Annotated in this window: 15 protein-coding genes; 5 read left to right on the top strand and 10 right to left on the bottom strand. The window is 44.5% G+C overall.

Annotation, left to right across the window (positions count from 1 at the left end):
- Positions 1–54 precede the first annotated feature (54 nt).
- The 5 genes from QUB56_RS34410 to QUB56_RS34430 form a co-directional block, all read right to left on the bottom strand.
- The gene (locus QUB56_RS34410) at positions 55–264 is read right to left on the bottom strand and encodes a zinc ribbon domain-containing protein (protein ID WP_332960840.1); all 210 of its coding nucleotides are present in this window, start codon (positions 262–264) and stop codon (positions 55–57) included.
- 15 nt (positions 265–279) lie between these two features.
- Positions 280–1,092 (bottom strand): RNA-guided endonuclease InsQ/TnpB family protein, encoded by an 813-nt coding sequence (locus QUB56_RS34415; RefSeq protein WP_445243437.1) that lies wholly within the window; start codon positions 1,090–1,092, stop codon positions 280–282.
- A 5-nt stretch (positions 1,093–1,097) separates the two neighbouring features.
- On the bottom strand, positions 1,098–1,289 hold the full coding sequence (locus QUB56_RS34420) for an HNH endonuclease (RefSeq protein ID WP_332960843.1): 192 nt from the start codon (positions 1,287–1,289) through the stop codon (positions 1,098–1,100).
- Between the two features lie 97 nt (positions 1,290–1,386).
- A complete protein-coding gene (locus QUB56_RS34425) occupies positions 1,387–2,085 on the bottom strand; it encodes a reverse transcriptase N-terminal domain-containing protein (RefSeq protein WP_332960844.1) in 699 nt (232 codons plus the stop codon).
- A 585-nt stretch (positions 2,086–2,670) separates the two neighbouring features.
- Positions 2,671–2,910, bottom strand: coding sequence for a helix-turn-helix domain-containing protein (locus QUB56_RS34430; protein WP_445243438.1), 240 nt, complete (start codon positions 2,908–2,910; stop codon positions 2,671–2,673).
- Between the two features lie 545 nt (positions 2,911–3,455).
- On the opposite strand from QUB56_RS34430, the gene QUB56_RS34435 reads away from it, so the two are divergent.
- The gene (locus tag QUB56_RS34435; RefSeq protein ID WP_332960845.1) at positions 3,456–3,851 is read left to right on the top strand and encodes a transposase; all 396 of its coding nucleotides are present in this window, start codon (positions 3,456–3,458) and stop codon (positions 3,849–3,851) included.
- Positions 3,839–4,720, top strand: coding sequence for a transposase (locus tag QUB56_RS34440; protein ID WP_332960846.1), 882 nt, complete (start codon positions 3,839–3,841; stop codon positions 4,718–4,720). Before QUB56_RS34435 ends, QUB56_RS34440 begins: the two co-directional genes overlap by 13 nt.
- A 145-nt stretch (positions 4,721–4,865) precedes the next feature.
- On the opposite strand, the gene QUB56_RS34445 is transcribed toward QUB56_RS34440, so the two are convergent.
- Together QUB56_RS34445 and QUB56_RS34450 are read right to left on the bottom strand one after the other, a co-directional pair.
- A complete protein-coding gene (locus QUB56_RS34445; protein ID WP_332960847.1) occupies positions 4,866–5,528 on the bottom strand; it encodes an NAD(P)H-dependent oxidoreductase subunit E in 663 nt (220 codons plus the stop codon).
- A 73-nt stretch (positions 5,529–5,601) separates the two neighbouring features.
- Entirely contained in the window at positions 5,602–5,847 is a 246-nt protein-coding gene (locus QUB56_RS34450) for an Asr1405/Asl0597 family protein (RefSeq protein WP_332960848.1), read from the bottom strand.
- Between the two features lie 356 nt (positions 5,848–6,203).
- Between QUB56_RS34450 and QUB56_RS34455 the strand changes: the two genes are divergently transcribed.
- Entirely contained in the window at positions 6,204–6,746 is a 543-nt protein-coding gene (locus QUB56_RS34455) for a Dps family protein (protein ID WP_332960849.1), read from the top strand.
- A gap of 205 nt (positions 6,747–6,951) precedes the next feature.
- Here the strand turns inward: QUB56_RS34455 and QUB56_RS34460 are convergent, their stop codons facing one another.
- A complete protein-coding gene (locus tag QUB56_RS34460; protein WP_332960850.1) occupies positions 6,952–7,686 on the bottom strand; it encodes a THxN family PEP-CTERM protein in 735 nt (244 codons plus the stop codon).
- Between the two features lie 311 nt (positions 7,687–7,997).
- Complete coding sequence (gene chlP, locus QUB56_RS34465; protein WP_332960852.1) at positions 7,998–9,218, bottom strand: geranylgeranyl reductase; 1,221 nt, start codon at positions 9,216–9,218, stop codon at positions 7,998–8,000.
- 459 nt (positions 9,219–9,677) lie between these two features.
- On the opposite strand from chlP, the gene QUB56_RS34470 reads away from it, so the two are divergent.
- Positions 9,678–10,070 (top strand): hypothetical protein, encoded by a 393-nt coding sequence (locus QUB56_RS34470; protein ID WP_332960853.1) that lies wholly within the window; start codon positions 9,678–9,680, stop codon positions 10,068–10,070.
- Between the two features lie 673 nt (positions 10,071–10,743).
- Here QUB56_RS34470 and QUB56_RS37565 read toward each other — a convergent pair.
- Positions 10,744–10,848 (bottom strand): IS1/IS1595 family N-terminal zinc-binding domain-containing protein, encoded by a 105-nt coding sequence (locus QUB56_RS37565; RefSeq protein ID WP_445243439.1) that lies wholly within the window; start codon positions 10,846–10,848, stop codon positions 10,744–10,746.
- A 212-nt stretch (positions 10,849–11,060) separates the two neighbouring features.
- On the opposite strand from QUB56_RS37565, the gene QUB56_RS34475 reads away from it, so the two are divergent.
- Complete coding sequence (locus tag QUB56_RS34475; protein ID WP_332960854.1) at positions 11,061–16,406, top strand: AAA family ATPase; 5,346 nt, start codon at positions 11,061–11,063, stop codon at positions 16,404–16,406.
- Positions 16,407–16,888 lie beyond the last annotated feature (482 nt).

Here is a 16,888-nt window from a genome sequence, read left to right on the forward strand (position 1 = left end):
AACCCAAGGGGGGTTGGATTGGCTATTGACGGACTGATTACCGTGATTCCCCAATCAACGAATCGCACGAGCTTTAAAAACGGGATGACCCACCGCTCTATTTTTTATGTTGATAGCTGCATTGCGATCGCGGTCAAGACTACATCCACAATTCGGACAGTCGTGCCATCTTTCATGCAGCTTTTTGGGTACTTTTTCACCACAACCAGAACAATCTTGTGAAGTATTGTAGGCACTTACTGGGACTACCAACTTTCCCAGCATTTACGGCTTTATTTGTTAGTATCGACTATTGCTTGACCACCCAGCATCCAACACAGATTTAGCTAGCTTTGTACGAGCAACTCCCTTGACATTCAAATCTTCAAGTGCAACAACATCATATTTTTTCAAGAGGCTGTTGGCAGTTTTAAAATGAAAGTTTTTACGTTTATCCGCTACTTTTTTATGGCACTTTCCTAGTTGTTTAACTGCTTTTTGCCTGCGGTTGCTGCCTTTTTTACGACGCGAGACTCGCTTCTGAATAGTTCGCAGGCGTTTTTGAGCTTTGCGGTAATGTTGAGGAATTGCCACAGTCTCGCCTTCTGATGTTGTCAATAAATCCTTCAGACCCATGTCAATTCCAGCAATTTTTTGAGGATTGAAATCTGGTTTAATCTCATGGACTGTTGAATCTTCCAAACTGAGAGTGACATAGTAACCATCAGCCTTTTTGGTAATAGAGACGGTTTTGATTTTGAATCCATCAGGTAGGTCACGGTGTAAAACAACTTTAACTTTTCCGAGCATCGGCAAGTTGATTAAGTTATTTTGTAGACAGCCGTCTTTAATTTGAGGATAAGTAAATGTGCGATAACGACTGCGTGGTTTAAATCTCGGTCTACCGCTACGTTTTCCGCTGCTATCACCTTTTAAAAAACGATCAAAAGTTACCTTGACTCGCTTAACTACATCTTGGAGGACTTGAGAATAAATCCCCACATACCAAGGGTGAGTTTTCTTGAGCTGAGGTAACGTCTTTTTGTCGGGTAGGAAGGCATACGTCACCGTATCCTTCCCCCCTAAGAACCGTACTTGACAGTTACCCATCATACGGCTCAAGCATCCTCAACCTTTCGATTTTGCTTTCCATGCACCGATTTGTGGCATTCTTGATGTAGGTGTAGTAGATTTTTGAGAGTTCCTTTTCCACCGTCTTTTACTGCCACTTTATGGTGCGTGTGTAGTTTTTCGCCATTGAACAGGTGTTCATTACATTCTGGACATTTCCAGTTTTGGTTGACTGCCACACAGTAGTCTCTTGAGCCTTTTGCTCAATATTCTCTACCGTGTTTGGTCATCCTGTCTGTCCAGTATGCTTTTAGCTCTGGATTATCGGGTGTTGCTTTATCCTTGACTTTGATCGGACTCTACATAACCTGCTTTCAACCATTGTTTGATTAACTCTTTACCTGGTATTTCTCCTATGGCTTTGAGTATGAAGTCATGGTTGATATTGTCAAAAGCGCCCTTGATATCCGCATCTAGAACCCAAACGTGTCCACCGTTCGAGTTCAGGCGTATCCAACTCTGTTCTATGGCATCGTGACAGCTTCTACCAGATCGAAAGCCGTAACTATTCGCTTCAAATCTTGCCTCCCAGGTTGGTTCTAGAGCGTTCTTGACAATTGCTTGAGCGATTCTGTCTCGGATGGTTGGGATACCCAATGGTCTTTGTTTTCCATTCGCTTTTGGAATGTATACCCTTCTAGTGGGGCGAGCTTTCCATATTGCGTATCCTTGGAAATCCTTTATGAGTTTTACCCTGTTGTCGCCTGTTAGAGCTACTTCTTTATCGACGCCCGGAGTTTTCTTTCCTGCGTTTTCTTGGGTTACTCTTCTTACGCTCAAGAGCAGGTTGGCTTGGCTACGTAGCATCAGTTTTGTAAGGCTTCTAACCTTATTCCACTGTTTTGTTTGGGTTGCTTGAAAGATTCTTTGTCTCAAGTTCCTGACCAGAATTTTCTGTCTTTCCCAGTCGATGCTGTTCCAGTCAGTTAGTTCTCGTCCTTTGGTTCCGATTTGGTTGCCCAATCTATCTTTCACCTTAGTTTGGTTCTCTTACTTTTGTTTCTGTCCTGGATACCTGCCGGAAGTCTGCCGTCTTTCGACTGAGGCAAATTTTGAACCCCTATCCCAAGCATTACCAAGGGTATTCGCTTTATCCGGCATCCTTTACCCTCTGAATAGTTCCGCTTTCCTTACGGTTAGCCTACTCTGGTTTTCGACCAGTTCCAGAGAATTCATAGGGCTTGCTGTAGTTCCATGTGTTTGAGATTCAACTGATTTGGGTTCCACCTATTCTCCGGTGATTCTTTATCCTGCCTCTCATAAAAAACACAAAGTTTATGAGCTTAATCGCTGTACCTTTTGGTCAGAGTGTGTCATCCTCATTTCACTCTTTCTACTTAACGAAGATTCAGACAGTGGTTACTTGTTGTTAACCCGTATCGGTCTTCCCCTTGCTCCATTCAGGTTGAGGCTACCTTATTGGCTACTTTCGTGGTCTGCATTCCATTGGATTCATTACTTACTACCAATGTGACCGGACTCTAATGAGTGTTTTACTTGGGGACATCGGGACAGAAACCGAAGGGAAAGACGGCTCTCCACTCAATTTGTGATGGTTATTTAACCATCTAACACGCGACTTCTACATCGCACCTGGGTGTAATAATTGGGATTGTCTCGCAGTTCAGGTAAATGGCAAACTAGCGGACACGCATTGATAGGAGAGCGGTTTTGTTCGTACCAGTTGAATCGATCTGCCAACAAATAGTTGTAGTGTGCACATAACATTGACAGCCATCTGTCAATCTCAATGGCTTGTAATTTTGTTGGACGTAATCGATTCTGGTAAGAAGTTTTCATTAAGCTGTGAATGTTTGATTGCAGTCGCTACTTATCAATTAGTGACTGTTAATATACTTGAATACGTTGCTTGATGTCAAGTTCATGAGTGAATACTTTATTTATACAATCAGCGAGGTTTCTACCAGCAAGTGTTAATTTTTATTGCCAAATCTCAACTGGTGACAGAAATGTTTAAAAAGGTGTATTGAAAAAAGTCGAATAAAATAATTTGTTCGTCTCGTCATCCACCCGCCCACCGCTCAAAACATAGTTTTGAATTGGTTGACGGGTGGAATCCTCACCTCACCGCGCCTTTCATCCCACACTAATCGAAGCGATATAGTGTGGGGATTCCCGTGTGTTTAGCTAAGAACCCCGGTCTTTCAGACCGGGGATGAAAGCTAGTGGTAGCTTTTAAGCTGCAAGTCAAAGCCACAAACATTTTTAGCTCTTTTTTGACACCTCTTACAAAAAATAGTATAATTTTGTAGGAAGTAATTTATCGCGTGTTAACTCTAACTTACGAGTACAAGCTAGCGCCCACGCATGAGCAAGTACAGAAGATGGATCACACAATAAATGTGTGTCGAAAAGTATGGAATTTTGCCTGGCGCGAACGCAAAGATTGGCTCAATTCTCGAAAGTGTCCAGTTAATGCTTGTTCAATCACATCAGAATACATTATTCGGTCAGATACTCCCTACCCCAACTACTTTGAGCAGGCCAAGTCTTTGACCCTGGCGAAAAAACAGTATCCCGAACTTGCGACTGTCAACGCTCAAGTTCTGCAACAGGTTTTGAGAAAGCTTGAAACAGCATTTGTTGACATGAAGCGTAAAGGGATGGGTTTCCCTAGATTTAAGAACAGATATAGACTGCGGTCGTTTGTTTATCCTCAATTGGGAAAAGGTCAATTAGTAAAAGGCAATCAAATCAAGTTGCTCAGTTGGGATGGATAAAGTATGTCAAATCACGGGAGATTCCTGATGGGTTTGTTGTGAAACAGGCTCGAATAGTCAGCAAAGCAACAGGTTACTTCATGATGCTTGCGCTGGAATGTGATGTTAATGTACGATTACCTGTGCCTTCTGGTCATGCAGTAGGGATAGATTTGGGACTAGACCAATTCTTAGCAACATCGGATTGTAAATTAGTTGCTAGACCCAAGTTTTTCCAAACCAAGCACCGCCAGCTTAAATTGCTGCAACGCAGGTTGAAAAACCAAAAGAAAGGGTCGAACAACCGCCACAAACTAAATAAAAAAATAGCTTCGCTACATCAAAACATTACAGACACTAGAAAAGATTGGCAATTCAAACTGGCTAATCATCTGTGCGACCAAGCTGGAATGATATTTGTTGAAGATATCGATTTCAGGGTTTGGGCGAAAGGGATGTTTTCAAAGCACACGCTTGATGCTGGATTTGGTCAATTTATATCGATCTTGCAATGGGTATGCTGGAAACGTGGCGTTTATTTTGACAAGGTGAATAAAGATTTCACTTCGCAAGTATGCCCACAGTGCGATACTCACACCGGCAGAAAAGAACTTGAAGAACGAGTTCATCATTGCCGTGAGTGTGGATACACAACCCATAGAGATGTAGCAGCAGCTCAAGCGATCCGTAATCGCGGATTGTCCGAGGAGAGACGCTTCTTGGACATTAAACAAAATGCCTGTGGAGATGGTCGGACGGGGACTGGCAACAGTCTAGTTAAGAATCGACGAGACAGGAAGAAAGGTTGCGAAGCACGGATGAAAGCCTGCCTCGTAACGTCTTTTGAGAATCCCCGCGCATTCATGCCGGGAAGTACGTCAACAAAATAATTTTTCCTAATGTCTAATAGCCGTTTCAAAAAATGATGCAACTGTAGGGCGGCGATCGAAACCCATACAGAATCCGTTATTCCCAATTCTTGAATTCTTTAATCTAAAATGGTATAACTTACTGTTTCCGCATCTGTGCGATCGTCTAAACTTTAACTACTGCAAAATGTTTGTCAATGATGGCTGGAATTTCTGCAGGTGCAATGCGGCTGTAGCGAGTTTTGTCCGGCATCACAACTATATTTGGGCCCGCTTTGCACTGTTTGAGACATCCGGTTCCCTGAACTGTCACTTGGTCTTCTAAACCGCGCGAATTCAAAGCATTTTCTAAAGCTTTACAGACTCCTCCAGCGCCCCGCTTCACGCAGTCTGATTTTTGACATACTAATATTTTGGTTTGGGTTTTTGCCGGAGCTTTTACAGTTTGAGCTGCTGCGCCAGAGGTGAATTCGCTTTTGGCAATAGCGCGGGCGTCGGATGTCAATACCGCCACAGGCAGATTGGTGGAGTCGAGCTGTTCTGGCGATCGATCTTTCTGACCTTGAGCTAGCTTGAGGCTGCGAGCTTTAAGTTTTATTTTACCGTTCTTCAAATTGAGTTCTTTCTCACCTACAACTTGAACTTTCAAGCCTGGCGTCAAAACAGGTAACAGAAATGACCGCAATTCCTTGCAAAGTTTAACAAGATATTCTACTCCCCGATCGCTGCTAATTCGCAAATATTTAAGTTTGCAGCCATCTTCAACAATCAGGCCGAGGATTTCTCCCTCTAAACTGAATTCAGAAACTTGCTTGCCAGATTTATACATTGTTATGACTCCTTTAAATCCGTTACATCCGTTACATCTTCTACACTGCTGGTTGCCGAACTTCTTTCTACCTTTATCCAATTTGCCAGCAGCACTCCAGCCACTGCACCAGTTCGCTTCGAGGGGCACTGACTTGCCTCAACACGCTCATTAACTGAGCCGCTTGTTTGACAGTGTTGACTTTTGCCCTCAAAGGTTGGTCAACTTCACACCAGCAGGGAATTTCTAGCTCTTGCAAGCGTTTGTAAACTTGCCATCTATCTAGCCAACTAACTTGCACAATGTCACAAACTTCTAATTCTGGCTCTGCTGGATTCATTTTTTGACAACAGTAATAATTTGCATTAATTTTTGATCCTGACCGATCGCCCGCAGAAGTTAAAAGCTAGATTTCCCAAGAAAATCAAGGATGATCAAAAGCCCTTCCTGAAAAAATCTGCCTTTTGCCCAATACCTTCTGCCTTCAGAAGGTAGGCCCCGCTTTCAGGAAGCGTTCCAAACGAGAATCTTTTTAAAGCATAACCCAACTGCTAATAATTCTCAATAGGTTTAGAAAAAAATTTTCCTACTCTAGAAAATCTTCCACTATCGAGGCAGACCCTGCTTGACTGGTAAATCTACGGTGCTAGACTGACTATATTGGCAACAAAACTGCCTATTGAGAGGAGAACACCCATGCCTGAGACTCAGAGTGCATTGAGACCGTTTGGCCACATAGCCGACAACCCAGTTCTACTGGAACATTCAGTCACAGCACCGATTTGTGAAGGGATGAACGCGCTGCTGGCCAGTTTTCAGGCTCTCTACCTGCAATATCAAAAACATCATTTTGTGGTGGAAGGGGCAGAATTTTACTCCTTGCACCAATTCTTTGAAGAAAGCTACGGAGAAGCTCAAGATAGCGTCCACGAGTTGGGCGAACGCTTAAACGGGTTGGGCGGCATACCAGCAGCTAGCTTTAGCAAGTTAGCCGAGCTGTGCTGTTTTGAGCCGGAAGCCGACGGCGTATATTCCTGCCGCCAAATGCTAGAACACGATTTAATTGCGGAGCAAGCTATCCTCGGTTTGCTGCGGCGTCAAGCAGGACAAGCAGAAAGTTTGGGCGATAGAGCAACGCGCTACCTCTACGAAAAAATCCTGCTAAAAACAGAAGAGCGAGCTTATCACATTTCCCACTTCCTCGCCCCCGACACCTTAGTGCAATTGAACTTGAACTAACAACCTGTTTGTAGTAACTCGGCGGTTGAAACCGCTGGTTGTCAAACCATGTCCCTCTCGCTCGAGACTAAGAAATAAGCCGGATTTGGTACTATATCTAAAAAAACGCCAGCAGGTAGAAAAATGCTGGCGTTTTTATACAATGTAAAAAGGGAAAAACTGCGGTTGTGCTAGTAAAAAAGGTGCAATTTGGGATGGGTTAGCTCTACGTCTTTTTCCTTTTACTGCCCACCGCCCATCGAGCAGCCACCAGCCATAAAGCAGTACCAGCAAGGGTTGCAGGCTCGGGAACCGGTTCTGGTTCTGCAGCAGTAACTTTAGCAAAAAGCAAAGCTTGATTCGTTCCCCCTTCCTGAGAGATAAACTGATTGATAGGGACGCCGCCCGGAGTGAGGCTGAAACCTAACAACTGCAAAGTGTAACCAATTCCCGCGACGGAAAACGGGTTCGACAGTGAAGTTTCGGAAATAGAAATTTTGTCGGCACAAGGAGTGATGCTGAAATAAGCACAACTACCCTGATTCGGAGTTTCCTCAATCTGCAAGTTTAAATTAAAAGATTGAGTCGCAACCGGATTGTCAAAGTTTAAAGAGAGGCTTAAATTAACTGCGGAAGCTGCTGTGCCCCCTAAAATAACATTGTTAAAATGGCGCAATTGCCCGACTTGGAATATTTCACCGAGTCCAAAGGTTGACGGACCCACTCCTGTAAATCCCAGTCCGCTTGTTTGGTTGGTACCGCCACCATCCGGTGGAATGCCCCAGCGTACTTGGGTTTCGCTAGCGACAGTCTGGTAAACAATCCCGCTACCGCCAACAGTCTGATTCCAACTGCCGGAAGATAGATTTAAAGATATAGCTCCCGCTTGAGGGGCAATACCAAATACTAAAGCAGCACTAGCTGTTGATAATTTAAAAAGACTAAACTTTGTTAAATTCATGGCAGTACCTTAAGTTATTTGTGCTCTGGCTTGTTTAAAATTACTAAATTGGCGCTCGCGTCTATCCTTTAAATACCTTGCTTTACGACATCTTTAAACGTACTCGCTTCTCATCCGTAAAATACTTAATTAATCAACAGAGGATACAAAGAAACACAAAAAAACGAGCGATCGAGTTTGATATTTTTAGATCTATAAAAAACGCGATCGGTTAAACACCAAGCAGCGTTTTTATATAATGTGAGGTTAAAATTTGAGAACTCCGGCTTCTCGAAGAAGTCGGAGTTCTAGGGGAGTTATCGAGGGACGAATTAAGGCGCTAAAGCATTGCCGCGCAACAAGCTACCAATGGTTTTCGCAGTAATCTTCATCTGCACGAAAGGATTGGCCGGTACTACTGTCTTATACAAGTAGCTATCGAATGTGAGCTTCTGCACGTCGCGATCGGCACACATTTCCACAAAAGCTTCGCGAGTAGCATCGGAACGGTAAAACACGCGCTGCAAAATGTCAAGAACTTTGTAAGTAATGCCGTAGGCTTTATCCCACCGCTTCAAGTAAACCTTAATTTCCTCTTCAGTCGGAATGCGCGCGCCTTTATTGGAAATCTCAACAATAGTTTCGGCGCACATCCGGCCAGACTTGGCGGCAAAATAGATACCTTCGCCGGAAGACTTGGTAACGTAGCCGGCGGCGTCGCCTACGAGAGCAACTCGGCCGACAACCCGCCGGGGACGCGGATGTTCCGGGATGGGGTGAGCTTCCACTTTAATAATCTCACCGCCGAGGAGTTTTTTGGCAGCGCGGGCGCGGACTCCTGCTTGCAGCTTTTTGATGGTGGCTTGATTGACTTTCATCGTGCCGGTACCGACGGCTACGTGGTCGTATTTGGGGAACACCCAAGCGTAGAAATCGGTAGATACGTCGTCGCCGACGTACATTTCGGCTAAGTCTTCGTAGTAAGCCATTTTATCTTCTGGCAGGCGGATGCGCTCTTGGAAGGCGATCGCATAATTGTAGTCGCCAGCGTCGATTGCCTTTGCTACGCGGGAGTTAGCACCGTCAGCCCCAATTACCAAATCCACTTTCAGAGTTTTTTGAATTCCTATGGCGCTGCCGTCGGAGTGGTCGGCATAGTGGAGAATGTAGGGGTCTGTGTTGTTTGAAGGAATGTCTAATGTGTGAACGGTGCCGTTAATCAGTTTTGCACCCAACGAAGCGGCGCGATCGCGCAGGAAGCCGTCGAGCACTTCGCGGCGGCACATACCGATATATTCGTGTGCGTTTTCGATATTGATGTCCACCTCTACGTTGGAGGGGGAGATCATTTTCATTTTTCTGACTTGGCGGTCTATTATATGTGGCGGCAAGTCAAATTCGCTGACCATGCACAGGGGAATCGCCCCACCGCAGGGTTTGGCGTTGTCTAATTTACGCTCGAATAGGTATGTTTCGATGCCTGCTTTTACCAGTGTTTCGGCGGCGGAAGAACCCGCAGGGCCTGAACCTACTACTGCAACCCTTAGTGTCAAAGCTTTTCTCTCCAGTTTTTTTCTATAGGCTTTACTCAGGTGTGATGGTATCACGGACTTTGGATGGGGTAGGCGTTCGGGCCGGAGATTTCAATGAAATGAAACAGAGCTTAACAGTTCGATACGAAAATCGGGTTTGGGGTACTCGTTTCGATCGAATTTATTAAATTTTTAAGTGCTTTGGAACAGAGATAGACGTTGATGTGCGATCGAACATCTGGCAGGACATATCCTATGATGCGTCGCCTCCTTTCATCTGCAAGGCGCGATCGAACTTTTCACAGCGACGCACCATACCAAATACCTGTAGGGGCGGGTTTTACCAACCATCTGCGCCTCAAATCAATAATCTCGCAAACCCGCCCCTCTCTAGCTTGATGTGATGTCCGATCGGGATACTCGGTTAGAAACTATGCAATAAGTTACATTTAAGTAGTTCCACTTAGGTCTAAAATTCTTATGCTCGGTAATTTTCAACAAAGCAACCTGCGGATTGAGCTGGAAGCTTCCGAAACAGCGATTAGGGACAGCTTATTGCGTCCGAGTCAATTGCAGCAGTGGCTGTGGCCGCAGCAGTTCTCTAGCGGTTTGCCGGAAGAATTTTCTCAAGGTTTGACGTTTACGAGTTGGTTGGGCCCCGTGGCAGTTCAGCATCACGTTGATATTGCTGAGCAGAATTGTCTGCGACTGTTATTGAGTCAGGGAATTGACGGATTCCACGAGTGGTATTGGGGCGACGGTTGGGTGCAGTCTCGGTTGGAGGGAGTGTCGCTGCTGCCACTGAATTTGGGGCAAACCGCTAGTTTACTGCGGCTGCGGGAGTTTGTAGCCGGGAAGGGTAAGGGGAAGTAGATAAATGACTCTCTAAAATCATTAGAACAAAGTCTGGTAATCCTGCATAGCAAGGAAAAATTCTAAACAGTTTTAGGGGTAAAAAAGCGTTATAATCAGGGCTAAAATACCAGAATACCCCGAAATGATTGGAGAGCTTTGTAGATGAGGACACGCTATTTATTACAATAGCGATATCTGCTTTACATCAGGGTGTTATTGAATCTTTCGGTATCAGAAGTTGGGCCCGTATCTTTCCCCACAGATTTGTATCGCTGGCGAGGAAAAACTTTTTTAGAGGCGGTCTCAAAATCTGTATAAGAGACCACAGGTTGTCTGTAAACTGCAGCTAGGGCATCCCACAAACCTCTAGCACCAGCTTCAACTCTACTTGCTATCTACAGCCCTAGAATTTCTTTGGTTAAGGCATCAATCGCCAGCTCTTTCCACCGCTTGTTACCCTTATAGCCTACAAACGACCACATTTCATTAGATTGGCTCCTTAGCTTGCCTTTTTTTTACTTTACTTGAACTTGCCGGAGGACGGATGCTAATTGTTGAAAAAAACATAGTATTGCAACCAGCGAGGGGACACCCCCGTCACTTTGGCAATCCCGGCTCAAGATATTTTTTCTTGCTAAAGCCGATAGATCAATTCTTTTGTTTCTTCTGAAATCGGTTGATGTCTGGGGTTTTAAACAAACTGCCTGTGACAATCTCTACATTTAAAGTTTTGGTTTCCGCTGTGGGTGGGACCATTTGTAACGCTGTTTGGAGAACCGCAACGAAGACAATTCATGGAATTGAGAATTAACAATGCTTAGATACGTACCATTATAGCTCCTTACCATTACTATGCCACACTACCTGAAAGCCACGAGCTGCTCAAAAACTAACAGTTTGTGATCAAACACAATTTGTTCCTTTCTAATTCCTTTCTAAAGCGTTATTCTAGACACAACGAATCGGGTGCGTTTTGACTTCGCGTTAATTTTTACCCTAAAAATAAATATGCTCTCCATTCCAGGCATTGCCGTCCAGACACTTCTCTATGAAAGTGCCAACTCTCTGGTTTACCGGGCGATTCGGGAAGCAGATAACCAACCGCTCATCCTCAAACTTCTCAAAGAGAGCTATCCCACACCTCAAGAATTGCTACGCTACCGCACCGAATATCGCATCACCCGAGAATTGAAAGAGGCGGGAGTCGTGCAAGTTTATGACTTGCAAAAATACCAAAACAGCCTCGTGATGTTTGTCGAGGACTTTGGCGGCCAATCCTTGAAAATATTGATGCAGCAGCGAAAGTTTAGCCTCAAGGAATTTCTGTTTGTTGCTTCCACCACAACTGAAATTTTAGGGCAAATTCACAGGGCCAACATCATTCACAAAGATATTAACCCTTCTAACATAGTATTCAATCCAGCGACGGGGCAGATAAAACTAATCGACTTTGGCATTTCCACTCAGCTAACGCGAGAAACGCCGAGCCTCAAAAACCCCAACGTTTTAGAAGGCACCCTCGCTTACATCTCCCCGGAACAAACTGGGAGGATGAATCGCGCTCTCGATTACCGCAGTGACTTTTACTCCCTCGGCGTCACCTTCTACGAATTGCTGACAGGAAAACTGCCTTTTGAGACAGAAGATGCTTTAGAGTTGGTTCACTGGCACATTGCTAGACAGCCAATTCCTCCCCACGAAATCGAGCCGACAATTCCCCTAATTGTATCTCAAATAGTCAGTAAATTGATGGCGAAAAATGCCGAAAACCGCTATCAAACTGCCGGGGGGCTAAAGCACGATTTAGATAAGTGTCTGGTGCAATTACAAGAAACGGATAACATAGAAGAATTTGAGTTGGGAACGCGGGATATTACAGACCGTTTCCTGATTCCAGAAAAGTTATACGGCCGAGAAACTGAAGTCGATCATCTATTAGCAGCCTTTGAGCGAGTCAGTACAGGTAGCGCCGAAATGATGCTGGTGGCTGGCTTTTCTGGGATTGGTAAAACCTCCGTAGTGAACGAAGTCCACAAGCCGATAGCCAAACAGCGGGGCTATTTTATAAAAGGCAAATACGACCAATTCCAGCGCAATATTCCTTTTAGTGCATTTGTGCAAGCATTTCGGGAATTAATGGGGCAATTATTATCAGAAAGTGATGCTCAATTACAAACATGGAAAACCCGAATTCTGACAGCCGTGGGCGACAGCGGGCAAGTGCTAATTGAGGTAATTCCTGAATTAGAATGGATTATTGGCGCTCAACCTCCTGCACTAGAACTGTCTGGAAGTGCCGTCCAAAATCGCTTTAATTTGCTGATGGAAAAGTTTGTGCAAGTATTTACTACTACTTCACATCCCTTAGTGATATTTTTGGATGATTTGCAGTGGGCGGATTTGGCATCCCTGAAGTTGCTACAACTGTTAATGCAGGATAGGGGGCATCTGTTAGTGTTAGGTGCTTATCGGGATAATGAGGTGTGCGCTGCTCATCCGTTTATGTTGACCGTGGATGAGATTGTTAAGTCTGGGGCAGTGGTGAATACTATTACCCTGGAACCGTTGAGTTTAGGAAATCTCAATCAGTTGGTAGCAGATACGCTGATTTGCGATTTATCCTCTTCTCAACCTTTGACAGAATTGGTTTATCAAAAAACCAAAGGTAATCCCTTTTTCTCTACTCAATTCATCAAGTCGCTTTATGAAGATGGTCAAATTATCTTTGACTGGGATGTAGGGCATTGGCAGTGCGATATTGCTCAAGTTAGATTTGCGGACGCCTCGGATGTGGTGGAGTTTATGGCGGCGCAATTGCAGAAATTGCCCGGAGAAACTCAGGAGGTGCTCAAACTTGCCGCCTGCATAGGGGCGCAGTTTGATTTAGATACCTTGGCAATAGTCAGCGAAGAATTACCCGAAAAAACGGCATCAGCATTATGGAAAGCCTTGCAAGAAGGACTTATTTTACTGGTTGCAGAAGGCTATGACTTCCTTCAAACAGATGTTCAATCCCCTACTGAGTCTGTTGCGAATTCCACTTATAAGTTCCTGCACGATCGCGTCCAACAAGCGGCTTATTCATTGATTCCAAACGACCAAAAGAAAGCCACTCATCTCAAGATTGGACAGTTAATGCTACAAAATTATTCGGAGATAGAAACAGAAGAAAAAATCTTTGATATTGTGGGGCATTTAAATCAAGGACTTGAGTTGATTGATCGAGTAAGCGAACGAGAAGCCTTAGCCCAACTTAACTTGGCAGCCGGTTGTAAAGCCAGAAGTTCTACAGCCTACGCTGCGGCAAAAGTCTATCTGCAAATAGGGATGGATTTACTGACAGCAAACTGCTGGCAAAATCAATATGAATTGACCCTGAATCTCTATGTTGCTGCTGCTGAAATTGCCTATTTGAATGGTGACTTTGATGGTATGCAGCAGAGGGCAGCACAGGTTTTGCAAAAAGCCCAAACAATTTTAGATCGAGTTAAAATTTACGAAATTCAAATTGCCGCTCAGACAGCCCAGAGCAAGGTGTTAGAAACGATCGCCGTAGCAAGAGACGCACTCTTACAATTGGGGATTGAACTCCCTGGCGAACCTGATGAAGCCAAAATTGGCAAAGCGCTACAAGCCCTTGCGGGCCAACTAAGCGGCAGAAAGATTGAGGAACTGGTTGACTTACCTGTGATGACAAATCCACAGACTCAGGCAGCTATGCAACTGTCTGGTATGATATTCCCACCCATTTTCCAGGGAATGCCGGGTTTGCTTCCCCTGCTGAGCTCCACGATGGTGAGTTTATCGCTGCAATTTGGGAATGCACCCGCCTCGACTGTGGGGTATGCGATGCACGGGATGGTTTTATGTGCCTTTTTACAAGAGGTGGAAACCGGCTATGACTTTGGGCAATTGGCACTCTCATTGCTCGATAGGTTCAATGTACCCGAATTCAAGTCTATAATTCTGCTTTTGTTTGGTGGTTGGATTCAGCATCGCCAAGAATCTCTCTTGGCAACGATACCGACGCTGAAAGAGGGCTATAGGTTGGGCATGGAAACAGGCGACTTTGTAGACGCTGGCTACAACATATATATTTGTTTTTATACCCATTTATTCGCTGGGGTAGAACTAGACACTTGGGAAGCAGAAATAGCAGGTTACAGGGTTCTCATGGCGCAGTTAAAACAATATTCTGCTCAGGTTTATTTGGATATGATTCAGCAGACAGTTCAGAACTTGAGGGAAACCCGTATTCGGCCGGATTTGTTAATAGGCTCTGCCTACGATGAAACGGTGATGATTCCCAAGCACTATCAGGATAGTGAATTCACGGCGATTGCTTGTGCCTGCATCTACAAACTGCTGCTTGCTTACTGCTATGGGAACTACACGGCGGCCCTAGACCACATTACCCAAGTCAAACAGTATTTGATGGGAGTATCGGGATCGGCTTTTGTTCCGATTTTTCATTTTTATGCCGCCCTCACCCACCTGGCACTTTTTCCGGAAAAGCCAACAATTGAGCAAACTGAAATTCTTGGCTTAGTGGAAACTCATCAAAGCACGCTGCAACAGTGGGCGCAAAACGCTCCGATGAATTATCTGCATAAATGGTACTTAGTTGAAGCCGAACGGCAACGGGTGTTGGGCAATAAAGCCGAGGCGATTGAAATGTACGATCGCGCCATTTCTGGAGCCCAAGAAAACAAATATACTAATGACGAAGCCCTGGCCAACGAACTAGCCGCCAAATTCTACTCGGAATGGGGCAAAACAAAAGTTGCTCAAGCCTATATGTTTGAGGCGTATTATTGTTATGTTCTCTGGGGAGCTACTGCTAAGGTAACGGATTTAGAAACGCGATATCCCCAATTATTCACGGTAACTCAACCTGTGGGAAATAAAAGCACTAAAACTACCGTAGCAATGACAACCACGGGTTCTGGTAATCACCTAGATATCGCGGCAGTTATGAAGGCGTCTCAGGCTATTTCCGGCGAAATATTGCTGGATAAGCTATTGTCTAGCTTGATGAAAATTTTGATTGAAAATGCAGGGGCGCAACGAGGATATTTGATTTTGTCAACCCAGGGACAACTGTTAATTGAAGCTGAAGGGACAATAAATTCCCAACAAGTCACCGTGTTGCAGTCAATCCCCGTTGAAACCTGTCAAGAACTTTCCTCTGCAATTGTCAATTATGTGGCCCGCACTCAAGAAAGCGTGGTAATAGATGATGCTGTCCGAGACGGACAATTTACCAACGACCCCTACATCCAAAAGCATCAGCCCAAATCAATTTTATGTGTGCCGCTGATTAATCAATCTCAAATCGTCAGTATTGTTTACCTAGAAAATAATCTGACAGCGGGAGCTTTTACGCCAGAAAGAGTGGAACTATTAAAAGTGTTATCTGGACAGGCGGCTATCTCGATTCAAAATTCTAAGCTTTATACAGAAGTACGCGAAAATGAAACCAGGCTGGCTCAACTCAACAAAGCTTACGAGCGATTTGTTCCCCATCAATTCCTCCAGTTTTTAGAGAAATCAAGCATCATTGATGTGGAATTGGGCGACCAAGTGCAGTTAGAAATGTCCGTGTTGTTTTCCGACATTCGCGATTTCACAACGCTTTCGGAAACTATGACGCCGGAGGATAATTTCAAATTTATCAATTCCTATCTCAGTCGCATGGAACCCGTTATTAATGAAAATAAGGGGTTTATTGATAAATATATTGGCGATGCGATTATGGCGCTGTTTAGCGGCGAGGCGGATCATGCGGTGAAAGCGGGAATTGCTATGGTGCACCGCCTTGTTGAATACAATCAATATTGCGCTAAGGCTGGCTGTGCGCAGATTCAGATTGGGATTGGGATTAATACGGGTTCTTTGATGCTGGGAACGGTGGGAGGACCAAATCGCATGGACGGGACGGTAATCAGCGATGCGGTGAATTTAGCTTCTCGCGTAGAAAGTTTGACTAAAAATTATGGGGTGGCGCTATTAATTACCCACCCAACTTACTCGCGCCTAAAAAATCCATCCCAGTATGCAATCCGCACCCTCGATACGGTAAAAGTCAAGGGAAAATCAGAAGCGGTAACGGTTTATGAGGTGTTTGATGCTGATCCGCTAGAAATTAAAGAGGGTAAGTTAGCTACGCTGGAATTGTTTGCAGAAGCTAGGGCAATTTACTCGGAAGGGAAGTTGTTTGAAGCGGCGCGGCTGTTTTCCGAGTGTTGGCGTCAGAATCCGGGGGATAACGTTGCTAAAATTTACTGGGAACGCTGTCAGTCTGCATTGGTGACTCGCACAAAAATCAAAGACCGGCTACACAATTTAAATTAATTGCAACTGTCCCAAACTCGATCGCTAGATTATTACGCCGCGAGTCCCTGATGGCTTTCAGAGTCGGCTTGTCCTGATAGTTGGCTGTCGCGTAGCGCGAGGTAACTCTCACCAGCTATAGCAGATGTTGAAGGCTTTATATCATTTCCGGTTACACCGTCCGTGATGTTGACTGTTCACGGCGTCAACCGTCAACCGTCAACTGTCAACTCGAATTTACTATTCCGATGCTAACGGATTTGATATTAAATGAAGGAGAGTTGATTATTAAAAGCAAACCAAAAATTCTCAACAAGGCTAATGCTTGTATCATAGTTTAAATGCACAACAGCTTAATATCACTTTTATAGGTATGTTGTTGAACTTTAGCGCTAAAGGACAACAACATACGAAGTTTAAAAAGTTACTAGCTCAACTATACTGCTGGCAGTCACTCCTTTTAATATAGCTAAATATTCCCCTGTTACCTGATACTGAATTAT

It is taken from the genome of Microcoleus sp. AR_TQ3_B6 (genome assembly GCF_036702785.1).
Taxonomy (GTDB): domain Bacteria; phylum Cyanobacteriota; class Cyanobacteriia; order Cyanobacteriales; family Microcoleaceae; genus Microcoleus.

Bases quoted from the DNA above. Each gene is read 5' to 3' on its own strand.
- QUB56_RS34410 (WP_332960840.1), bottom strand. From the start codon at position 264: ATGCTGGGAAAGTTGGTAGTCCCAGTAAGTGCCTACAATACTTCACAA.
- QUB56_RS34415 (WP_445243437.1), bottom strand. From the start codon at position 1,092: ATGATGGGTAACTGTCAAGTACGGTTCTTAGGGGGGAAGGATACGGTG.
- QUB56_RS34430 (WP_445243438.1), bottom strand. From the start codon at position 2,910: ATGAAAACTTCTTACCAGAATCGATTACGTCCAACAAAATTACAAGCC.
- QUB56_RS34435 (WP_332960845.1), top strand. From the start codon at position 3,456: ATGGATCACACAATAAATGTGTGTCGAAAAGTATGGAATTTTGCCTGG.
- QUB56_RS34445 (WP_332960847.1), bottom strand. From the start codon at position 5,528: ATGTATAAATCTGGCAAGCAAGTTTCTGAATTCAGTTTAGAGGGAGAA.
- QUB56_RS34450 (WP_332960848.1), bottom strand. From the start codon at position 5,847: ATGAATCCAGCAGAGCCAGAATTAGAAGTTTGTGACATTGTGCAAGTT.
- QUB56_RS34455 (WP_332960849.1), top strand. From the start codon at position 6,204: ATGCCTGAGACTCAGAGTGCATTGAGACCGTTTGGCCACATAGCCGAC.
- QUB56_RS34460 (WP_332960850.1), bottom strand. From the start codon at position 7,686: ATGAATTTAACAAAGTTTAGTCTTTTTAAATTATCAACAGCTAGTGCT.
- QUB56_RS34470 (WP_332960853.1), top strand. From the start codon at position 9,678: ATGCTCGGTAATTTTCAACAAAGCAACCTGCGGATTGAGCTGGAAGCT.
- QUB56_RS37565 (WP_445243439.1), bottom strand. From the start codon at position 10,848: ATGAATTGTCTTCGTTGCGGTTCTCCAAACAGCGTTACAAATGGTCCC.
- QUB56_RS34475 (WP_332960854.1), top strand. From the start codon at position 11,061: ATGCTCTCCATTCCAGGCATTGCCGTCCAGACACTTCTCTATGAAAGT.